A 17,282-nucleotide genomic window follows, 5' to 3' on the forward strand; every position below is an offset into this window, starting at 1 on the left:
TTTTTAGGACGTTGTAAAAATTTTCAGCATTACCTTTATCGAGAAACTCGACGAATCTTTTCTTGTCTGAGTACCTTAGTCCTCCCATTGCAGTAATTCTTCCTCTCCTTCTGTCTCCTCTGACCTGTTTTCGGCTTCCTTTTTTACACCAAGTCTTTCTTCGGGTAACTCTTAAACTAAATCCACTTGTCGCGCGGGTACGCGCGACCGCTACGCTAACGTCCCAAAACCAAACCTGTAATCGTTCTGGAGTTTCTTTCTCTATTTTTAAATATTCTTCTATCTTCTTCTTAAAGGCTTTTCTCTTTTCCGGATTTCTCTGAGCCTCTAAGCTATATTTTGCCCAAAGGTAGACGTACTTTTTTTGCTCTAATATCCTCCGTACCTGTGAGCCACTTAATTTAATTCCGGTTCTTTCCTCTAAGTAAGTTGCTAATCTTTGAGCAGTCCACCGCCCAAACTCGTATCCCAGTTCTTGGGGTTCTTTATCTATAGTTTCTAATAATATTTCTATGTATTTATCTGTTGCTTTTTTATGGTTTCCCTTCATTCGATCATCTTTTAAACTTTCTAGATTTTCCGGGTCTCCATGAACACACCAGTATGATACTTTATTGAAAGAGCAACCCAGAAATTCGGCAATTTTAGCTTGTGTTTTTCCGTCATTGAGCAATAATAGAATGAGAATTCTTTCTCTAATATCTCCATTCTCTTCCTTTTTTAAGGCTGAGTGTAGTTTCTTTAGTTGCTCTGCATTGAGATGATTCTTCGCTGGCATTTCTGCACTCATTTGACTTAATTAAGCTTTCCATTATACCCTATTTAAATGCATAACAGCTTACCCTAAAACAACAGGGGAAATTCCCAGAAGCGATCGTCGCTTACCAAAAAGCCGTCCAACTTGACCCTAGCAATACTTCTGCTAACAAAAGTCTATCTGAGGTACTGAGGGAATACAAGCAATTGCAAGACGCGATCGCCGCTAATCCAACAATTAAACTCAACCCTAACAACGCATCTGCTTACAACGATTTAGGTATTAAACTGTCTAACCAAGAGCAAGGGTTCGCGGCAATTGCCGCTTACCAGAGAGCCATCCAACTTGACCCTAATTATGCTTATGCTTACAACAATCTAGGCATAGAGCTGATGGAACTAGAGCAATATAGAGCAGCGATCGCAGCTTACCAAAAAGCCATTCAACTCGCGCCTAAATTTACCAAGACTTATAGAAATTTAGGAAATGCGCTTATTCACCAGAAGAATTTCGACGAGGCGCTTGTCGCTTATCGCAAAGTTATCCAACTCGCGCCCAAAAATGCGATTGGTTACAACAATTTGGGTAGGGTGCTAAATAACCAGGGTAAATTTTCAGAGGCACTGACAGCTTATCGACAAGCCATCCAACTCGACCCTAAGAATGCCTATATTTACAATAATTTAGGTAATACGCTACAGCAGCAAGGAAAGTTAGAAGCAGCGATTGGGCAGTTTAAGCAAGCGATCGCATTAGAACCAAGCGATACATGGTTACAAAATAATCTTAAAGAAGCGCAGCGGCTATTGGCGTGGCGGCAAAATCCGCAACTGCTTTTGCTTCCAGAACACTTGCCTAGTCAAAAACAAGATCCTTTAGTTTCCCTGAAACGCTCTGTCGTGCGAATTATTCACAAAAGTCCTGCTGGTATTGCTTGGGGCACGGGATGGGTGGTAAAGCGACAGGGTGATAAAGCTTGGATTGTGACTAATCGCCATGTGGTAACAGATAAATACATCCCTTACCGCACTGGGGAAATTGAGGTTGAGTTTTATAGTCAACCACTCTCTAGCCAATTTCGCCGTCGGGAAAGCGCCCAAATTGCCAAAACTACCGCAGCGCGTGACTCCTTAGATTTAGCAGTGCTGGAGGTCAGTAATGTACCCAAGGATATTCAACCGTTGCCGATGTCGAAAGCCTCCATTTCCCCTGGCACACCTATCTGCGTCATCGGACACCCTGGCACAGGCAGTCACTGGACAGTAGCTAAAGGAAAAGTTAGTGGTAAGGATGAACGGGGGTTAGGGATAACAGTTGCAATAGCCCCTGGCAATTCTGGTAGTCCCTTATTAAACCAGCACAATTACGTTGTAGGGGTTGTAGTTGAAGGCTTGATGGATGGGAAGAGTGGCAATATAGAAACGGCTAGTTCCGGTTATGCCGAACGCATGGATTTAGTGATGAAACAGTTGCAAAACTGGGGCATTTGATGCGGGTGGTTGACAAGATGAAGATACGATAGCTAGATCACAAAAGAGCGATCGCCGCCAAGCGTATTCTGCTTTTAGCTGCTACTCGCTCTACTTTTACTGCAACCGATCTAAATCAATCCCCATCTCTTGCAATTTTTGCAACAAACGTTCTCTCTGTTGACGTTCCGTTTGTACCAGGGTTTCCGCCTCAATTGCTCGTTGACGTTCCACTTCTGCTCGTTGGCGTTCCACTTCTGCAAGTGCTTCCGCCTCAATTGCTCGTTGACGTTCCGCTTCTGCCAGTGCTTCCGCCTCAATCGCCCGTTGGCGTTGTTGTTCCTCTGCTTCCTTCGGTGCGAGAATCAATTCCCCATCAGCTGTAAACCACCGTAACCACAGACGATTGAGATTTTTATAGCTACCTTGCCACAAACCTAAAGTTAGCTCTAACTCCGGAATCAACAAACGCCCCTCGGTCATTTCTACAGGTTCGTAATGTCCGCCGCTAAGGCGAAATACTTGAACTTCATCTGTGTAGCGACTAAAAACTATATAGTAAGGAACCCGCAAAAGCTGTTCGTAGACTTCCCACTTTCTAGGAGGTTTCCCTATCTCAAATTCATTCTCGCCTAAATCTTCTGCTTCTGTGCCAGGAGACAGTAACTCAACTACGACAAACGGGTTTACCTTTTCTTGCCAGCAAACATAACTTAAACGCAAATCGTGTCCCTCATATAATCGGGACACCCCCACAGCGGCAAACCAATCCGGGCGTTTATACCAAAGTGGATGAGTAAGATCATAATAGAGGTTGAGGTCACAGCCAATAAATACTAGCTCGGCATCCCAGTTAGCAGGTCGAAACGTTAATTCTAGTATTTGCGACTGGTGCAGGTGAAATTCGTCTGGCAAACCCGGTTCCCCTACCTCTTCACTGGGAAGATCGTACATCGTTGGCAAGGTCTTGCGAGGGGAAAGGGGCGGATCTGATTGGGGTGGCAGGTGAGTTGGGATAGTCATACCAATTTTAGATTTTTGATTTGGATTTTGGATTAAAGCTAACGCTCCCCACCTCTGCCAAGCAAGCTTTAAGATGAAGAAGTATTAACAACGCGCTTTGTTCATGGACTGGAAAGAAATATCCGGTAATTGGGTGTTAATTCCCCAGCATCCCGTTGGGGTTGTGCATTTCCTGGGGGGTGCATTTGTGGCGGCTGCACCCCATCTGACTTATCGCTGGTTATTAGAACAACTGGGGAATCAAGGGTATGCGGTGATTGCGACGCCGTTTGTGAATACGCTCGATCATAGCGCGATCGCTGGCAACGTTCTCCTGAGCTTCAATAGCGCCTTAGAACAATTGCGGACAAAATCACTATTGCGGCGGCGATATCTCCCAATCTACGGACTTGGACACAGCATGGGTTGCAAACTGCATTTGCTCATCGGTAGTCTTTTTTCGGTCGAACGTGCTGGGAATATCCTGATTTCCTTTAACAACTACGCCGCAAGCGACGCCATCCCATTTGTGCAGCAGTTTAATTTCAGCCCAGCTTTTAATGTCGAGTTTACACCTTCGCCGATAGAAACTAACAAGCTGATCGCTGATAAATACAGTGTCCCGCGCAATTTACTGATTAAATTTTCTAACGATACGCTTGACCAATCAACTGGCTTATCTGAGTTGTTGCAAAAGCGCTTTTCGGGGATGGTAGCGATGCAAATGCTACCAGGAAGTCATATTACACCTCTTGGTCAAGATGTCAATTGGCAAGCGGGGAAGGACTTCACACCGTTTGATGCTGTTGGTCAATGGGTGAAGCAAGAAATCTTATACAAAGAGTTGAATTTGTTGAAACGAGAAATTGGACGCTGGCTACAGCCTTTCTCTCCTGCTTAACAATTACTTGAAAATTTAGTAGTAGCAGTGGTAAAACTGCCGCGTGTAGACCGAATAAGGCAAGAAAGAAACATCCTGCTATAGCAGTCCTAAATGATTCCTAAAGGCAAGCTCCCCGACTTCTCAGATAAGCCGGGAAGCTGACACCGCTGGCATTTCATAACTCAAATGGGATTGCTCTAGAAAAGCACAATCTATGATTGTGCTTTTCTTTCTTGAGCGTCAACTAGCTACGAAAGTCCTACTAATTTTATCGTTTATTTCAGCAAGGCAAAGGCATCCGCTCATAATCAAAGTAGGAAGTTAAATTATCTCCTGACTCAAGAATAAATTTAACTTGACGGTCTGGAGAAACATAAAACCACCAAGTATGTTGATAATCTGCTGCCCGTCCTTCCCAGTTACAAAAAAAAATTACGTTTTTTCCTCCCAGAAGTAAGTCAACGGAGGAATTGTTTTTTTGGGGAGAGATTATGTTCTTTAATTTTTGAACTAAAGTGAACGAATCATTCTGTTGTTTAGCAGCTTCGCCTTCAAAGGTAATAGTGAGAAGCTTTACCTTAAATGAAGACGGGAAAGTTGGCGTACCGCTTGGATACTCTTGTAAAGGTAAAATCTTTTCCGAACTAGGGTAATCGGGCCATAATTGAACACACCCATTCTCATTGTGATAAATTCGTGGCGGAGATGGAAGTGAATTTGCTACTTTTTTAGCTAATTTAATTGCTTCAGTACGACTAAGTTCTGGCTGCATAAAAAAATTTGAGGAGGTAGAACTTAATCTACCTCCTCAGTGTCTACTTTTCCGAATGAATTACTTCATATTGACGGGAACTTTCAAACCTTCTGCTGAGAGTCTGCCATCTGGCTGAATAGATTCACCTTCGATGAAGGAACGCAACATCCAAGCCATTTGCTCATGCTGTTCCATCAAGCCGGTGAGGAAATCAGCGGTACCTTGATCGTGGAAGTCATCACCGCACTGATCGATGTGTTCGCGCAGATTGCGGATAACCTGCTCGTGATCGGACACGAGGTTTTCTACCATGTGAAAAGCATTGGGAAGACTACCCGGATCTTCTTTGATAGAAGCGTACTTCAGGAAGCCTTCCGCAGTTCCTACGGGATAACCACCTAAGGCGCGAACTCGCTCAGCGATCGCATCAATGCTTTCCGTCAAAGCGGTATAGTGTTCTTCCCATAGTTGGTGCAGGGAGCGGAACTGAGGACCGACGACATCCCAGTGGTACTTTTTGGTTTTGATCAATAGCAGGTAGGCATCCGACAGATCCTTATTTAATAAATCGGTCACGCCTTGACGCTGCTCTTCTGTTAAACCTATGTTTAAAGGACGCATAATTGTTGTGTTTTCCAGCGATACTCACTCTTACCAGTGCAACAAATCTATACAGGGGATTCATCAGCCAAAGGGGAGATTAGTCGAGCGCTTGATATTGCGTGGGTTTGAGCGTAGTCAGCTCAAGAGGCTCAGGCTTTGGATATAGCACTGACTTTGGCACGGTGTAGAAGTTTCTCTCCTTGGCGGTAGCCGAGATTACGGACTTTCACGGTTTCTCCAGGTTGAGCAGTTCCGGCGATGAGTTGATGGAACTGCGGATCGTAAGGGAGTTCTGCACCGACAGATGCGATCGCTTCTACTCCCCATTGAGAAAGCAGCTGTTGCACGGGACGGACTAATGGCAGCAATTTCACCGCTTCCATCTGGGGATTCTCCTGAGCTGCGGCGGCGGCGGTAGGCCAATACAATAAAAAAGATTCTAAAACTTGCAGACTCGACATCTGGAATTCTTGCATTAAAGTCTCTCGCTGCTGTTCTAAGAGCGATCGCAGCCGCTGATACTCTTGCTGTAAAGATGCCAACTCATGCTCCCGATTTGTCTGTTCTAAGAGCGCTGGAATCCTATCCCCAAAGCTCGTCAGTAACTCGCTTGCTGACACTTTCAACGCTTTGGAGAGCTTGATTAGGGTTTCTACTCGCATCTGCGAAACTTGTCCCAGCCGCAGTCGCTTTACTTGTCGTTCTGAAACTCCAGCTTGCCGACTCAAGGCTTTATAACTGGAAATCCCCACCAGTTGCATAAGTTGCTGCAACTGGTGGGCGAAATCTTGCTGCACAGAATCTGGTTTGTTTACCACGTTTGCTTTTTTAGTTAACCCCCGCAGGTGCCCTTTAATTGTTGTAGGACTCGCCGCACATCACCACATTTGAGGGCAACCACAAGGGGATTGAACCGACAAGAACGCTATATGTATAAGCTTTGCGTAAGTCCTGTGTTGAAAGCTCTTAGGGGCATACAACTAGCTGTGCGCCCCTGCTGTCAGCCTTAGTGTTTGCTGACAACTGCTTGTCTTGTGCCAACAGAGGTTAGCGTTCCAGTTTGCAGATGCGCTTCTAAGAACCACAACCGCTTATCAATCGTGCGAGACACTTCTGTGTAAAGGTCTGCGGTATCGGCATCGCCTAAGTCGGCTGAAGCATCAATATTTTGGCGCAGCGACTTGGCATAAGGTGCAAACCGTTCCGCCAAAGCGATAATATGGTCTTTGCCGTCGATGATATCAACCGGATACTCTGGCAATATAGACGCAGCCACCGCCATCCGAGCCGTTCCCATTGCCAATCCCCCTAGAGCGGTGACTCTTTCGGCAAACAGATCGGTGAATTCTTCCAACTCAGTGGCGATTTCATCAAAAAGTTGGTGTAACTGGTAGAAGTCCATCCCTTTGACATTCCAGTGCGCTTGCTTTACCTGCGTTTTTAGGTCAAGGGTGGTTGCTACAGTTTGGTTGAGAAGCTCAATTACTTTAGAGCGAGTTTCTGCGGCGATGTCAATGCTAGTCGGGTAGAGACGTTGATGATGATTGATACTACTCATTATGCCTTGATCCTTTTAGATGGAAGTGTATAGAAAAGCACGCAGACGGCTTTCGTAGCTTATCTTTGCACGCCGAGGACAATACTGACCGCGATCGCGGATACTGATTCGCGGCACCCACTAAAATGTGGAGCTGAAAAGCTTCAACCAGCCTTGGTTTTGATGCTCAAGCTAAATGCATTCTGAGAACAGAGCGCGGGGCGCGGCGAATGCGGCAAAAAATCGTTTCCTGACCTAGGCGCTGACAAGCTTCAAATCGATGACAGCCGGAGAAACCATAGTATTCTCCATCTACTTCCAGCACGTCGATAGGTTCTTGCTGACCCATTTGTTGAATGGATTCCATCAAAGCCGCTACTTTGGCTTGGTCAGTTTGTCGCGGCAGAGGACGATGAATCTTTCGCAGGGGTATCTCTTGCACCCTTACCATAGGACGAGTGGCTGTCTCCATCTGTTGTTCCTTTCTAAATCATACTCATAATGACTTCATTTTGGCAACTAGGCATTTTAAATTAAGCTGAAGATTGTGGTTCATCCCCGATCCATTCGTCCGGGAGTCAATCACAATAGATGGAACAACTAGCTGCGTAGTTTGAAACTGAATATAAAGTCAGCTTTGAAAAAAAATCTTCTATCCTCAGATAGTCCATGCAAAAAAAGGGATGCACCTTGAGGCAGATTTTGGTAAAAACCAAACCGCAAAGTCGGAAATTCACTCGTCCAGGTGCGACGGGAAAACGGTTAAGCCACTGGTCTGGCACCATTTTGACGGTGTTTGGGCTGATTGGACTCACAGCGGCGTCTGGACCGGCACCCAGTGGCAAAGATGTGGAACTGAAAGTGGGGGTTGTGCAGCGATTTGGTGACGAACCCGACCAAATGACGTTGCAGGCAACATCGGGCGATCGCTTGATGGTGCGCTTTGATACGGGCGGTCGCCAACAAACCCTACAAACCACCAGTGCCAAGCTAGAAGTGACCATGCAACCCCTACCAGCACCGGCGTTAGAGGAACGGCTTGTCCTGGGCATTTACCGGAGCTTTGAGACGGCTGAAGACAGTGCTAAAGCGTGGCAAGCCAAGGGAATTGAGGTTGAGGTGGCGCAGCCGGAACGCTGGCAGGTGTGGGCAAAACGCGATGTTTACAAAACGCCTTTAGTGCGACGCTGGCTGTTGCAGAACCTCCAAGCTCAAGGCGATCGCGCTGCGTTTTTGGAGACGGAAATTTTGCAGAAAGTGCCAAAAGCGTCCCTCGTGGTGAATGGTTTTCGGTACGATCGCGACCAGATAGAGATTATCCCTGGCAAAAACCCGATCCAGGTAACAAAAGGCAAAAATGGGAAAAATAGCTTTCTCTACGCTGGTTCATTGCGGCTGCAACCGAACGCCTACGGCACTTACACTCTGGTAAATCAGGTACCCGTAGAAACTTATCTGCGGGGCGTCGTACCGCACGAACTGGATGGCGGTGCCCCCTATGCGGCAGCTGAGGCACAGGCAATCATTGCTCGGACTTATGCGCTGCGAAACTTGCGGCGGTTTATCGTGGATGGGTACGAACTGTGTGCGGACACCCACTGCCAAGTTTACAAGGGTCTCACCGGCACCGTACCGACGACAGACAAAGCGATCGCGGCGACCAAAGGTCAAGTGCTAACTTACCAGAATGAACTGGTGGATGCCCTTTATTCGAGTACCAGCGGTGGCATCAGTGCGCCCTTTAATGATGTCTGGAATGGCCCAGATCGCCCGTATCTCCAAGCCGTGCTGGATTCATCTGGGACAATTTGGAACCTGTCGCAGTTTTCTTTGGCTCAAGAACAAAACTTTCAGCGGTTCATCAGCCTCAAACAAGGATTTCACGAAACCGGCGGCAATTGGTTTCGCTGGAGTAAAGCCAGCAGTATCGCCCAGATTAACCAGGATTTGCAGCTTTATCTGAAGCGGACGAAGACTCCCCATACCAGCTTTAAAACAATTAAGCAATTGCGGGTGGTAGAGCGATCGCCCTCCGGACGGATTATCCGACTGGCAGTACAAACCGACACCGGCGCGGTTGAAATCCGCAAAGATGATGTCCGCAGTGCCTTCCGGGCACCCCGCAGCACGCTTTTCTACCTACAGCCTATCTACGGCGCAGACAAAACCCTAAAAGGTTATGCCTTTATTGGGGGCGGATTGGGGCATGGCGTTGGCATGAGTCAAACTGGCGCATTTAATTTAGCTAAAGTGGGTTGGTCAAGTCAGCAGATTCTCAACTTCTACTATCCCGGTGCCCAAATTCAGCCTCTCAACCAGTCCATCACCTTCGGCCCGGATCAAAACACAAAAGCGTTGCCCAACTCCTGAAAACAATCAAGCAGGGACGCTTGAGAGTGCCCCTGCTAAAAAGCTTAGAAGTTGTCAGTTATTTGGCGGCGGGTTTAATCCAGATATCTGTAAATAGTCAATCCTATCGAGCAACCCGCCCATACAAGTTAGTTGCTGGTTAAAAAAGACGCCGATGATAGCGCGTCTTGTACTTGTATCAGTTGTGCGTTGTTTTTTCTGATGAGCGATCGCTGACCACCGACCGCTAACTGGTTTTCTTAATACAGTTCTTCTTCTTGGTGGGTCATAATGGTGCAATCCGACTTGGGATAAGCCACACAAGTCAGGACATAGCCAGCTTCAATCTGATCGTCATCCAGGAAAGACTGGTCAGATTGATCGATATCACCTTCCATCACTTTGCCCGCGCAGGTTGAACAAGCACCAGCGCGACAGGAGTAGGGCAGATCGAGACCTTGATCTTCTGCGGCGTCAAGAATATAGACGTCGCCTTCAACTTCAATCGTGGTGTCCAGCCCTTCGGCTTCGTTAATTAATCTTACTTTATAAGCAGCCATGTAGCGTTCCTCTCAAGTAGTCGGAATGGCGGGTAATTCAGAGTAGAGCGACCTTCCCAGCTTGACTAAGCTCAGGTAAAGGTTTGCTTACTAGGTTCACTTCCTCTTTAGATACTACGGGAAAAACCAGAGCCTTCAACACGAGATCAAGAGATGGTGTGAATGGTATTCGTAATAAACTTTTAAGATTCAATCCTAATTACTTATACTTATCAATGGAATGGTAGAGCAGTGATACTATGTTCATCTGATAATTCCTTCAGAACATCCAGATACCTGCTTCGGGGTAAATATATTAGCTGTAATTATAGAAAGAATTAATAACAACAATTAATCCTTAAATTCAGACAGATGGACTGAAAAATTTAAATACTAATGACCGGATGATCTTTTACTGTTAGCAACAACACATTTTTATAATGCCAACATCAGTCTCTCATCCTGCGTGGTCTGGCAAGCTCCCAATAGGTGTCGGGCTGGTGGGAACCGGATATGCGGCTAAACTACGGGCGCAAACACTGCAATCCCAAGATAGAACCCAGCTAGTAGCCGTTGCCGGACATACCCAGTCGAGAACAGAGGAATTTGGTCAAACCTACTCTTGCCAAGCCGTTTCATCTTGGGAAGAGTTAGTGGGGCGTGAGGATGTAGATTTGGTCGTCATCTGCACGGTGAACCAGCAGCATGGAGCGATCGCGCGTGCCGCACTTGAAGCTGGCAAACACGTTATTGTAGAATATCCCCTATGCTTGGACGTTGCCGAAGCAGAAGCAGCGATCGCACTCGCACGCGATCGCAAGCAACTCCTGCACGTCGAGCATATAGAAATTTTGGGCGGTTTGCATCAAGCACTGCGGCAATCCTTACCCGCAATCGGAGAAGTCTTTTACGCCCGCTACAGCACCATCAATCCCCAGCACCCCGCACCCCAACGCTGGACTTATCACCCAGAACTATTTGGCTTTCCCCTGTGCGGTGCCCTCTCTCGCATCCACCGCCTGATAGATTTATTTGGTTCCGTTGCTACCGTCAGCTGTCAAGCGCGGTATTGGGGCGAGGGGGCGTTCTACCAATCCTGTCTTTGCACAGCCCAGCTAAAGTTTAGCAGCGGCGTGGTTGCAGAGGTGATTTATGGAAAAGGGGAAAATCTTTGGCAACCATCCCGAAGTTTTGAGGTTCACGGAGAACAGGGGGGATTAATTTTTGATGGAGATGAAGGCAAGCTAGTCAAAGAGAATGAGACAACACCGATTGAAGTGGGAGGGCGTCGGGGTTTATTTGCCAAAGACACCAGCATGGTTTTAGACCACTTGATTGAAGGCACGCCGCTATATGTCACCCCAGAGGCTAGCTTGTACGCCCTCAAAGTTGCCGATGCCGCCCGTCGTTCAGCAGAAACTGGGCAGACAATTTTATTTTAAACGCTTTCAGGGTAGTCATAAATTAAGTAAGAATGCGATCGCGTTTTTCACCCTAATCTCCTGTTATCTAGTGAAAAGATGAATAGGTGAAAAGATGCGATCGCTCCTCTGGTTGATTGACTAATAAAACAATGGCGATCGCTTTCTGTGATAGTGCATACACAGATATTGTATAATCCAAATAACAAATTGCTGGCACACCAAAAAAGCTTTCAATCTGAAATGAGCGATCTGGACAAAGCTCTCGGTCAGTATATTGTGTATCATGATGTTCTAGCCCAAGTTGAACCCAACTGAGAGCTTTATTTAGCAGTATCGGAAGAAGTTGGCACCGGACTGTTTGAAGAACCTCTCGGCGAACTTTTGTTAAAAAACAATCGTGTCCGTCTGTTGGTTTTCAATTCTGATGTGGAGGTTATCGTTAAATGGATACTTTAGAGCAAGATCGGCAGATTATTCAAAAAATAATATCCGAATACGCGCAAATTCCTTATGCTTACGGAGAGATCGAACGACATACTGTGTTTGATTCCGGTTCCGATCGCTATCTATTGATGATCGTTGGATGGGAAGGAGTTCGGCAGGTTCACGGCTGTATCATTCATATCGAGATTATCAATGGCAAAATCTGGATTCATCGAGATGGTACGGAAGATGGCATCTCTAATGAACTGCTAAACGCAGGTATCCCAAAAGAGCGCATTGTTCTAGGTTTCAAATCGCCCCGGATGATGAAGCATACAGGGTTTGCAGTAGCTTTAAACCTATGAGTGCGTCTATAAACCAAAGATTAAACTCATGTGAATTTCTGCATCAAATTCGAGAATACACTGGAGTCAGCGATCGCCTCCCATTGGTGAATAAAGGTGAGAGGCATTGTAGTCTCCTTTTTTGTATCTAATTGATGGATGAGCTAAGGGCGATCGCATCTGTAACCCTCATCTTTTGTCATCTGGTGAGGAGATGAATGAATAGTGAAAGTGCGATCGCCCTGCAAATGCGGGCAATAATTGAGCTGTATCTGAGTTATAGAAGTGCGATAACCCTGAGATGACGGAATTGGTTAGGATCGCGAATAGAGGATGTTGGGTTGACGCAAGGAAACCCAACCTACAAGATCGCGATCGCACTCAATTGATTAGTGTTGCAATGATAGCAAAACCTAAACGAGGTGACTCAATTTCAATTGAAAGAGCGATCGCTAGTTGAAACTGGAAACGGGAACTTAATACTACAACCCGTAATTATGGAGTATGTCACGCAACGCTTCATTAAAATCATTGAGCGAAAGATTACGACGAGTAACCTTAATCTATTCACAACCCATGTCTTAATTGAAACTCAAGCTCAATACTACCTGCGAGATGCTCAAATTCAAATGATGCATACATCCTTTAACAGAGCGAGTGTTAACGCACTTGGCAACGCCAGCTCAACTTGAAGAGGATCTCTGCCAGATTTTATGAAAACATTTACGTTCTTAGCGTTAAAAAAGCTTTCACTTTCTACTTGCGACTCGCTACATTTTTAAAACCAGCGACTTCCGCTAAAGTGTACAAAGGTCTGCCTTTGACTTCTTCATAGATGCGCCCGACATATTCTCCCAAAATACCGATACTTACCAGTTGCACAGCACCGAGAAAGAAAATTGCCACCAGAATTAAGGTAAACCCGGTTAAAGGAGAATTAGGGACAAAAATGCGCCAATACAGAACTAATATCGCCATCGCTACCGCAACTGCTGCCGCAAATAAGCCGACATAAGTAGATAGCCGTAACGGTACTTTTGAAAAAGACACTAATCCATTCACTGCCAAAGACAAAGATTTACTGAAAGTGTACTGCACCTCACCAGCAAAGCGGGGGTGACGCTCGAAGTACACGGCGGTTTGTGGAAAGCCAACCCAAGAACGCAGTCCCCGGATATAACGATTGCGCTCTGGCATAGAATTGAGGATGTCTACGACTTGCCGATCCATCAGACAAAAATCGCCCGTATCGGTAGGAATGTCTACATTTGCCAGACGCTTGAGAAGACGATAAAACACGTAGGCACTGAAGCGCTTGAACCAGCGTTCTTTGTGGCGTTTGATGCGCTGAGCATAGACGACTTGATAGCCTTGTTGCCATTTTTCCACCATATCGGGAATTAATTCTGGTGGATCTTGTAAGTCGGCATCGAGGATAACAATTGCTTCACCCCGAACAAAATTCAGACCTGCGGTGACAGCAATCTGATGACCGAAATTGCGGGCAAGGCTTAAATAGCACACTCGCGGGTCTTTTTCATGGAATTCGCGCAGCATTTGTAAAGAGCGATCGCGGCTGCCATCGTTGACTAAAATTAGTTCTGTTGGGGCATCTAGCCGCTCCATCACCGCACTCATCCGCCGATAAAGTTCCGCGATGCTTTTCTCTTCGTTGTAGATGGGAATGATGAAGGAATATTTGGGGTTCATAATTAGCCGTTAGCTAATAGCTTTTAGCGATTAACCGTCATTGGTCAAGTGTTATTATTTATCCGCCCTTAGTCAATAGCAAAGGACTCATGGCTAATCGCTAACAGCTACTAATTATCGTTCCAATTTATTAGGAATCCCTTCGCAACCACCGGGAATTGTGGCTCTAGTTTTTTCGCCACCCCAAGCACAACAGTATTGGCGCAGTTCTTCCGAGAGTCCCTCAACGTCGGTGAGATCGGCATTTTCCACCACAGCCCCCGTATAAACACCTGTTTTGTAGCTGGGATAGGGGGGTTGAGTGTGAGTGCGAGGGGTGGCAGTTTCCCCCGAACCGTAGAACAAGCGGGTAGCTTTGAGATCGGCACCGGCGAGATTAGCTTCATACAAGATGGTGCGAGAGAGATTAGCCTTGACTAAATCGCAACCGCTTAAGTTAGCACTGACAAGATTGGCTTCGCTCAAGTCTGTGCGGCGCAAGTCGGTTCCAGACAAATCTGCCTTCGCCAACATTACTCCTAAGTCGATGACGCGCACGCCGTTGAGGCGGTCTTCTGCATAGCCTCCTACTCCATCAAAGATAGCTCGACCTAAGCGGCGATCGCGTTCTAGGGGAGTTAGCAACTTAGAACTGGACAAGAACCGCAGAATTTTCGCTTTCCCGCTGGCGTCTACACTGCTCAAGATGGCGGCGGTGCGTCCTTCGGCAAGTAATCGCTCTTGAGGCCAATCTTCGAGCAGTCCTTCTTCATCTAATACCAGGTCGGAGATGCCCTGAAAATAAGTATCGATCGTCTGCTGCTGGGTAATCAGGTTTTGCTGAATCGTGAGGGAGTTCTGCTGAATTGTCAAGTCTCTGGAAATAATGTACTGTCGCCACGCCACGTATACGGCGATGACGGCAATGAAAATTTGCCCCACGGCTCCCGTCCATTCTGCCAGGGAACCGAGTTCGTCCCATTTTTGCTGGTTCAACCACTTGTTGATGTTTTGGTTGATACCAGAGAACTTGAACAAGCTGATCAGCGATAAAATTGTTCCTACGATGGCGACGATGATGGCTCGCTGTTTTGGCGGCAACATCTCATCCAGCACGGGTTCCAAGCCAAGCCATAGCATCCGCAGCGATACTACCAGAGCCACGATCGCTCCTGATATCCCGATCCAGAAGTTATTAATCGCTAACCCTAGGATGACTAAGGCGATCGCTATCAGGACGATGGGCGTTCCCTGCGGAACAGCGGGAGTCTTTTTAGCCAGCGCCAGCGATCGCGGCATGGTAGCCAAATGTTGCTCGTATTGGCTCCGTCCAGACGTTGTCAGCGATCGCATCTGCGAGGGATTGTTTGCAGCAGGTCTGTTACCATTGCCACTATCTTGAGCGTCTGGCGGTGAATTGGGCTGGGGAGGATTAGGCTCTGTCGTCATTGTGTTAATTCGTCAAGCAGGCGCAGTTAAACCCATGCTTTATGGTAGCGGCTGCGGCAAGTAAACAAGATTTTATCTAATACAGGAGGCGAGTGTTAAGGGCACCTGTACCGAGTGCGATCGCTCCCCTCTCTTCCTCTGTGTCCTTCGCGGTTTGATAAAGGACTTACGCAAAGCTTATACATATAGCGTTTTTTCGGGTTCAATCCCCCTGGGAAAAGCCCACACTATGTGGTGATGTGCGGCGAGTCCTGTTGATAAAGGATCGATCGCTCTGTTCCTCTGTTACTCTGCGTTCTGGAACAGTTCGATAAAGCCCCTACAACCCCAAATCCACCGCCACGCGATGGGCACAAGCAAACCCCGAAAATGCCACCGCATTTAAACCCTGCCCTGGAAACGTACTGTCTCCCACACAATAAAGTCCTGAAATCGCAGTTCGATTAAATGGCATTCCTAATAATCCTAATAACTTGCTTCTGGGAATTGGGCCATACGTGCCATCTGCACGACCTAAAAAGCGCCGATGCGTGCGGGGCGTCCCTACTTCCAGATAATCTAACCCCGCATCTAAACCAGGAAAAATCTTCTCTAGCCGCTCAATGATTCGTCCTGCTGTCTCTTCCTTTTTCTGGTCATATTCGCTAGAAGAAAGTCCCTGCCAATTTTCAATCCAATCAGGTGTAAATGCGTGCAGAATGTGATAGCCTTCTGGTGCTAAATCTGGATCGAGTAAGGTAGGAATCGACAAAAAGATCGTGCCTTGCGCCGCTTCCATCTTCTGCCAATCTTCCAGCAAAATGTGGTGACAGTCCGTACCAATCGGCAGCACGTCTGCCTTAACTCCCAAGTGCAAACTCAAGAAACCCGGTGATTTTTGATAACGATTTTGCCACTTCTTCTCAGCCGCTGGCATCTCTTTCGCTGGCAGTAACTTCTCGAAAGTATCCCAGCGCGTCGCATTGGAAATAATCCGCTTAGCGCCATAGACTTTTCCATTTGCCAACTCGACGCCTACCGCTCGACCCTTTTGGGTGATAATTTTCGTTACCTTGGCTTTGTACTGAATCTGTCCCCCAGCTTTTTCCAGTCCCTCCGCCAGTTTTTGCGCGATTTGTCCCACACCACCTTTAGGATAGTTAATGCCGCCGTAGTGCCGGTCTGAGAATACCATCCCTGCATTAATCATGGGTGTCCGGTCAGCGGGGACAACTGACCAGCAGTAGCACTCCATGTCTATAAACTTCAGCAGCTGCGGGTCTTTGATGTACCGCCTCGCAATATCACCAGCATTTTGGGGCAGGTACTTCACCAAGCCGAGACAGGCGAAGGGATGCTGAAAAAACACCCGTGTCAGATACCGGGGTTCTTCCAACGACAGCAATTCCATCGCATTTAGGCAGTTGAAAACTTTCCAGCATTCGTCGTAGAAGCGACGAATCCCTTCCCGTTCGTGGGGGAAGTAGGCAGTTAGTTCTTGCAAAAATTTCTCATAATGGCGATGAACTTTTAGATCCAAACCGGCGGGAAGATGGTAGTGAATCTGGACGGAGTCGGGGATGGTTTCCAGGCTGACATTCACAGCGTCTAGAGCGCGGGTGAGCAGGTTGGTGGTGCCCTGAGTGCCAAACCCAAAAATCATCGACGCCCCAACGTCAAATCGATACCCCTGCCGCTCAAAGTATCCGGCACTGCCACCTGGAATTAAGTAGCTCTCCAGTACAAGAACTTTAGCGCCTTTCGCCGCCAGTTGGGTTGCTGTCACCAGTCCGCCAATTCCAGAGCCAATCACGATGGCATCAAACGTTGGTGCAGTTGGAGATTTAACGGTAGTTGAAGGCATGGGGCAGCAGTAAGCGAAAATTTTACTCATGTCAATCCCTAAGGGATTAACACAAAAATGCCTCGCTGCCAACAACTCAACCAATAACTCAATCCCTTTGGTGCTGAATTTATCCCACCAAGCTGCATGAGCTAAAGGGCGCTTTTACTGGGCTTGCGTCTTGCCTCTAAAAAAAAATGGGACTAGCTTGCTACTGCTAACCAGCCCCACCTGCCGA

The 17,282-nt window shown here is 47.0% G+C and carries 17 protein-coding genes and 2 pseudogenes; 8 read left to right on the forward strand and 11 right to left on the reverse strand.

The window, feature by feature from the left end; all coding sequences use genetic code 11:
* Nucleotides 1-778, reverse strand: a 778-nt coding sequence (locus AC2VDX_RS08275) for an IS630 family transposase (protein WP_486928145.1), incomplete at its 3' end; no start/stop codon positions are given.
* 77 nt (nt 779-855) lie between these two features.
* Here AC2VDX_RS08275 and AC2VDX_RS08280 point away from each other — a divergent pair.
* Both AC2VDX_RS08280 and AC2VDX_RS08285 read left to right on the forward strand, forming a co-directional pair.
* Nucleotides 856-972 (forward strand): annotated as a pseudogene (locus tag AC2VDX_RS08280) (tetratricopeptide repeat protein); the annotation flags it as partial.
* Complete coding sequence (locus AC2VDX_RS08285) at nt 964-2,247, forward strand: tetratricopeptide repeat protein (protein ID WP_486928146.1); 1,284 nt, start codon at nt 964-966, stop codon at nt 2,245-2,247. The pseudogene AC2VDX_RS08280 and the gene AC2VDX_RS08285, both read left to right, overlap by 9 nt.
* Before the next feature lie 96 nt (nt 2,248-2,343).
* Here the strand turns inward: AC2VDX_RS08285 and AC2VDX_RS08290 are convergent, their stop codons facing one another.
* Nucleotides 2,344-3,249, reverse strand: coding sequence for a Uma2 family endonuclease (locus tag AC2VDX_RS08290; RefSeq protein ID WP_378171834.1), 906 nt, complete (start codon nt 3,247-3,249; stop codon nt 2,344-2,346).
* Nucleotides 3,250-3,352: 103 nt separating this feature from the next.
* Between AC2VDX_RS08290 and AC2VDX_RS08295 the strand changes: the two genes are divergently transcribed.
* Nucleotides 3,353-4,129: a DUF1350 family protein gene (locus AC2VDX_RS08295; RefSeq protein WP_378171832.1), complete on the forward strand. Its 777-nt coding sequence runs from the start codon at nt 3,353-3,355 to the stop codon at nt 4,127-4,129.
* A gap of 262 nt (nt 4,130-4,391) precedes the next feature.
* On the opposite strand, the gene AC2VDX_RS08300 is transcribed toward AC2VDX_RS08295, so the two are convergent.
* The 5 genes from AC2VDX_RS08300 to AC2VDX_RS08320 form a co-directional block, all read right to left on the reverse strand.
* The gene (locus AC2VDX_RS08300; protein ID WP_378171831.1) at nt 4,392-4,883 is read right to left on the reverse strand and encodes a hypothetical protein; all 492 of its coding nucleotides are present in this window, start codon (nt 4,881-4,883) and stop codon (nt 4,392-4,394) included.
* A gap of 60 nt (nt 4,884-4,943) precedes the next feature.
* Entirely contained in the window at nt 4,944-5,486 is a 543-nt protein-coding gene (locus AC2VDX_RS08305) for a Dps family protein (RefSeq protein ID WP_378171829.1), read from the reverse strand.
* Between the two features lie 131 nt (nt 5,487-5,617).
* A complete protein-coding gene (gene grpE / locus AC2VDX_RS08310) occupies nt 5,618-6,229 on the reverse strand; it encodes a nucleotide exchange factor GrpE (protein WP_378171844.1) in 612 nt (203 codons plus the stop codon).
* Between the two features lie 245 nt (nt 6,230-6,474).
* Nucleotides 6,475-7,026, reverse strand: a complete 552-nt coding sequence (dps, locus tag AC2VDX_RS08315) for a DNA starvation/stationary phase protection protein Dps (protein WP_378171827.1) — start codon at nt 7,024-7,026, stop codon at nt 6,475-6,477.
* Between the two features lie 166 nt (nt 7,027-7,192).
* Complete coding sequence (locus tag AC2VDX_RS08320) at nt 7,193-7,456, reverse strand: ParB N-terminal domain-containing protein (protein ID WP_378171842.1); 264 nt, start codon at nt 7,454-7,456, stop codon at nt 7,193-7,195.
* 218 nt (nt 7,457-7,674) lie between these two features.
* Between AC2VDX_RS08320 and AC2VDX_RS08325 the strand changes: the two genes are divergently transcribed.
* Nucleotides 7,675-9,375, forward strand: coding sequence for a SpoIID/LytB domain-containing protein (locus AC2VDX_RS08325; RefSeq protein ID WP_378171825.1), 1,701 nt, complete (start codon nt 7,675-7,677; stop codon nt 9,373-9,375).
* A gap of 239 nt (nt 9,376-9,614) precedes the next feature.
* On the opposite strand, the gene AC2VDX_RS08330 is transcribed toward AC2VDX_RS08325, so the two are convergent.
* Nucleotides 9,615-9,914, reverse strand: a complete 300-nt coding sequence (locus tag AC2VDX_RS08330; RefSeq protein WP_378171823.1) for a ferredoxin — start codon at nt 9,912-9,914, stop codon at nt 9,615-9,617.
* Nucleotides 9,915-10,333: 419 nt separating this feature from the next.
* Between AC2VDX_RS08330 and AC2VDX_RS08335 the strand changes: the two genes are divergently transcribed.
* From AC2VDX_RS08335 to AC2VDX_RS08350, 4 genes and pseudogenes are all read left to right on the forward strand, one after another.
* A complete protein-coding gene (locus tag AC2VDX_RS08335; protein WP_378171821.1) occupies nt 10,334-11,335 on the forward strand; it encodes a Gfo/Idh/MocA family protein in 1,002 nt (333 codons plus the stop codon).
* A gap of 153 nt (nt 11,336-11,488) precedes the next feature.
* Nucleotides 11,489-11,773, forward strand: a pseudogene (locus tag AC2VDX_RS08340) (element excision factor XisH family protein).
* Nucleotides 11,761-12,105 carry a XisI protein gene (locus AC2VDX_RS08345; protein ID WP_378171819.1) on the forward strand — a complete coding sequence of 115 codons (345 nt, stop codon included), beginning with the start codon at nt 11,761-11,763 and terminating at the stop codon, nt 12,103-12,105. The pseudogene AC2VDX_RS08340 and the gene AC2VDX_RS08345 overlap by 13 nt, the downstream one beginning before the upstream one ends.
* A gap of 401 nt (nt 12,106-12,506) precedes the next feature.
* Entirely contained in the window at nt 12,507-12,776 is a 270-nt protein-coding gene (locus tag AC2VDX_RS08350) for a hypothetical protein (protein ID WP_378171817.1), read from the forward strand.
* 64 nt (nt 12,777-12,840) lie between these two features.
* On the opposite strand, the gene AC2VDX_RS08355 is transcribed toward AC2VDX_RS08350, so the two are convergent.
* From AC2VDX_RS08355 to crtH, 3 genes are all read right to left on the reverse strand, one after another.
* Nucleotides 12,841-13,794: a glycosyltransferase family 2 protein gene (locus AC2VDX_RS08355; RefSeq protein ID WP_378171815.1), complete on the reverse strand. Its 954-nt coding sequence runs from the start codon at nt 13,792-13,794 to the stop codon at nt 12,841-12,843.
* A 114-nt stretch (nt 13,795-13,908) separates the two neighbouring features.
* Complete coding sequence (locus AC2VDX_RS08360) at nt 13,909-15,222, reverse strand: pentapeptide repeat-containing protein (protein ID WP_378171813.1); 1,314 nt, start codon at nt 15,220-15,222, stop codon at nt 13,909-13,911.
* A 319-nt stretch (nt 15,223-15,541) separates the two neighbouring features.
* Complete coding sequence (gene crtH, locus AC2VDX_RS08365) at nt 15,542-17,065, reverse strand: carotenoid isomerase (protein ID WP_378171841.1); 1,524 nt, start codon at nt 17,063-17,065, stop codon at nt 15,542-15,544.
* Nucleotides 17,066-17,282 lie beyond the last annotated feature (217 nt).

It is taken from the genome of Coleofasciculus sp. H7-1 (assembly GCF_057473865.1).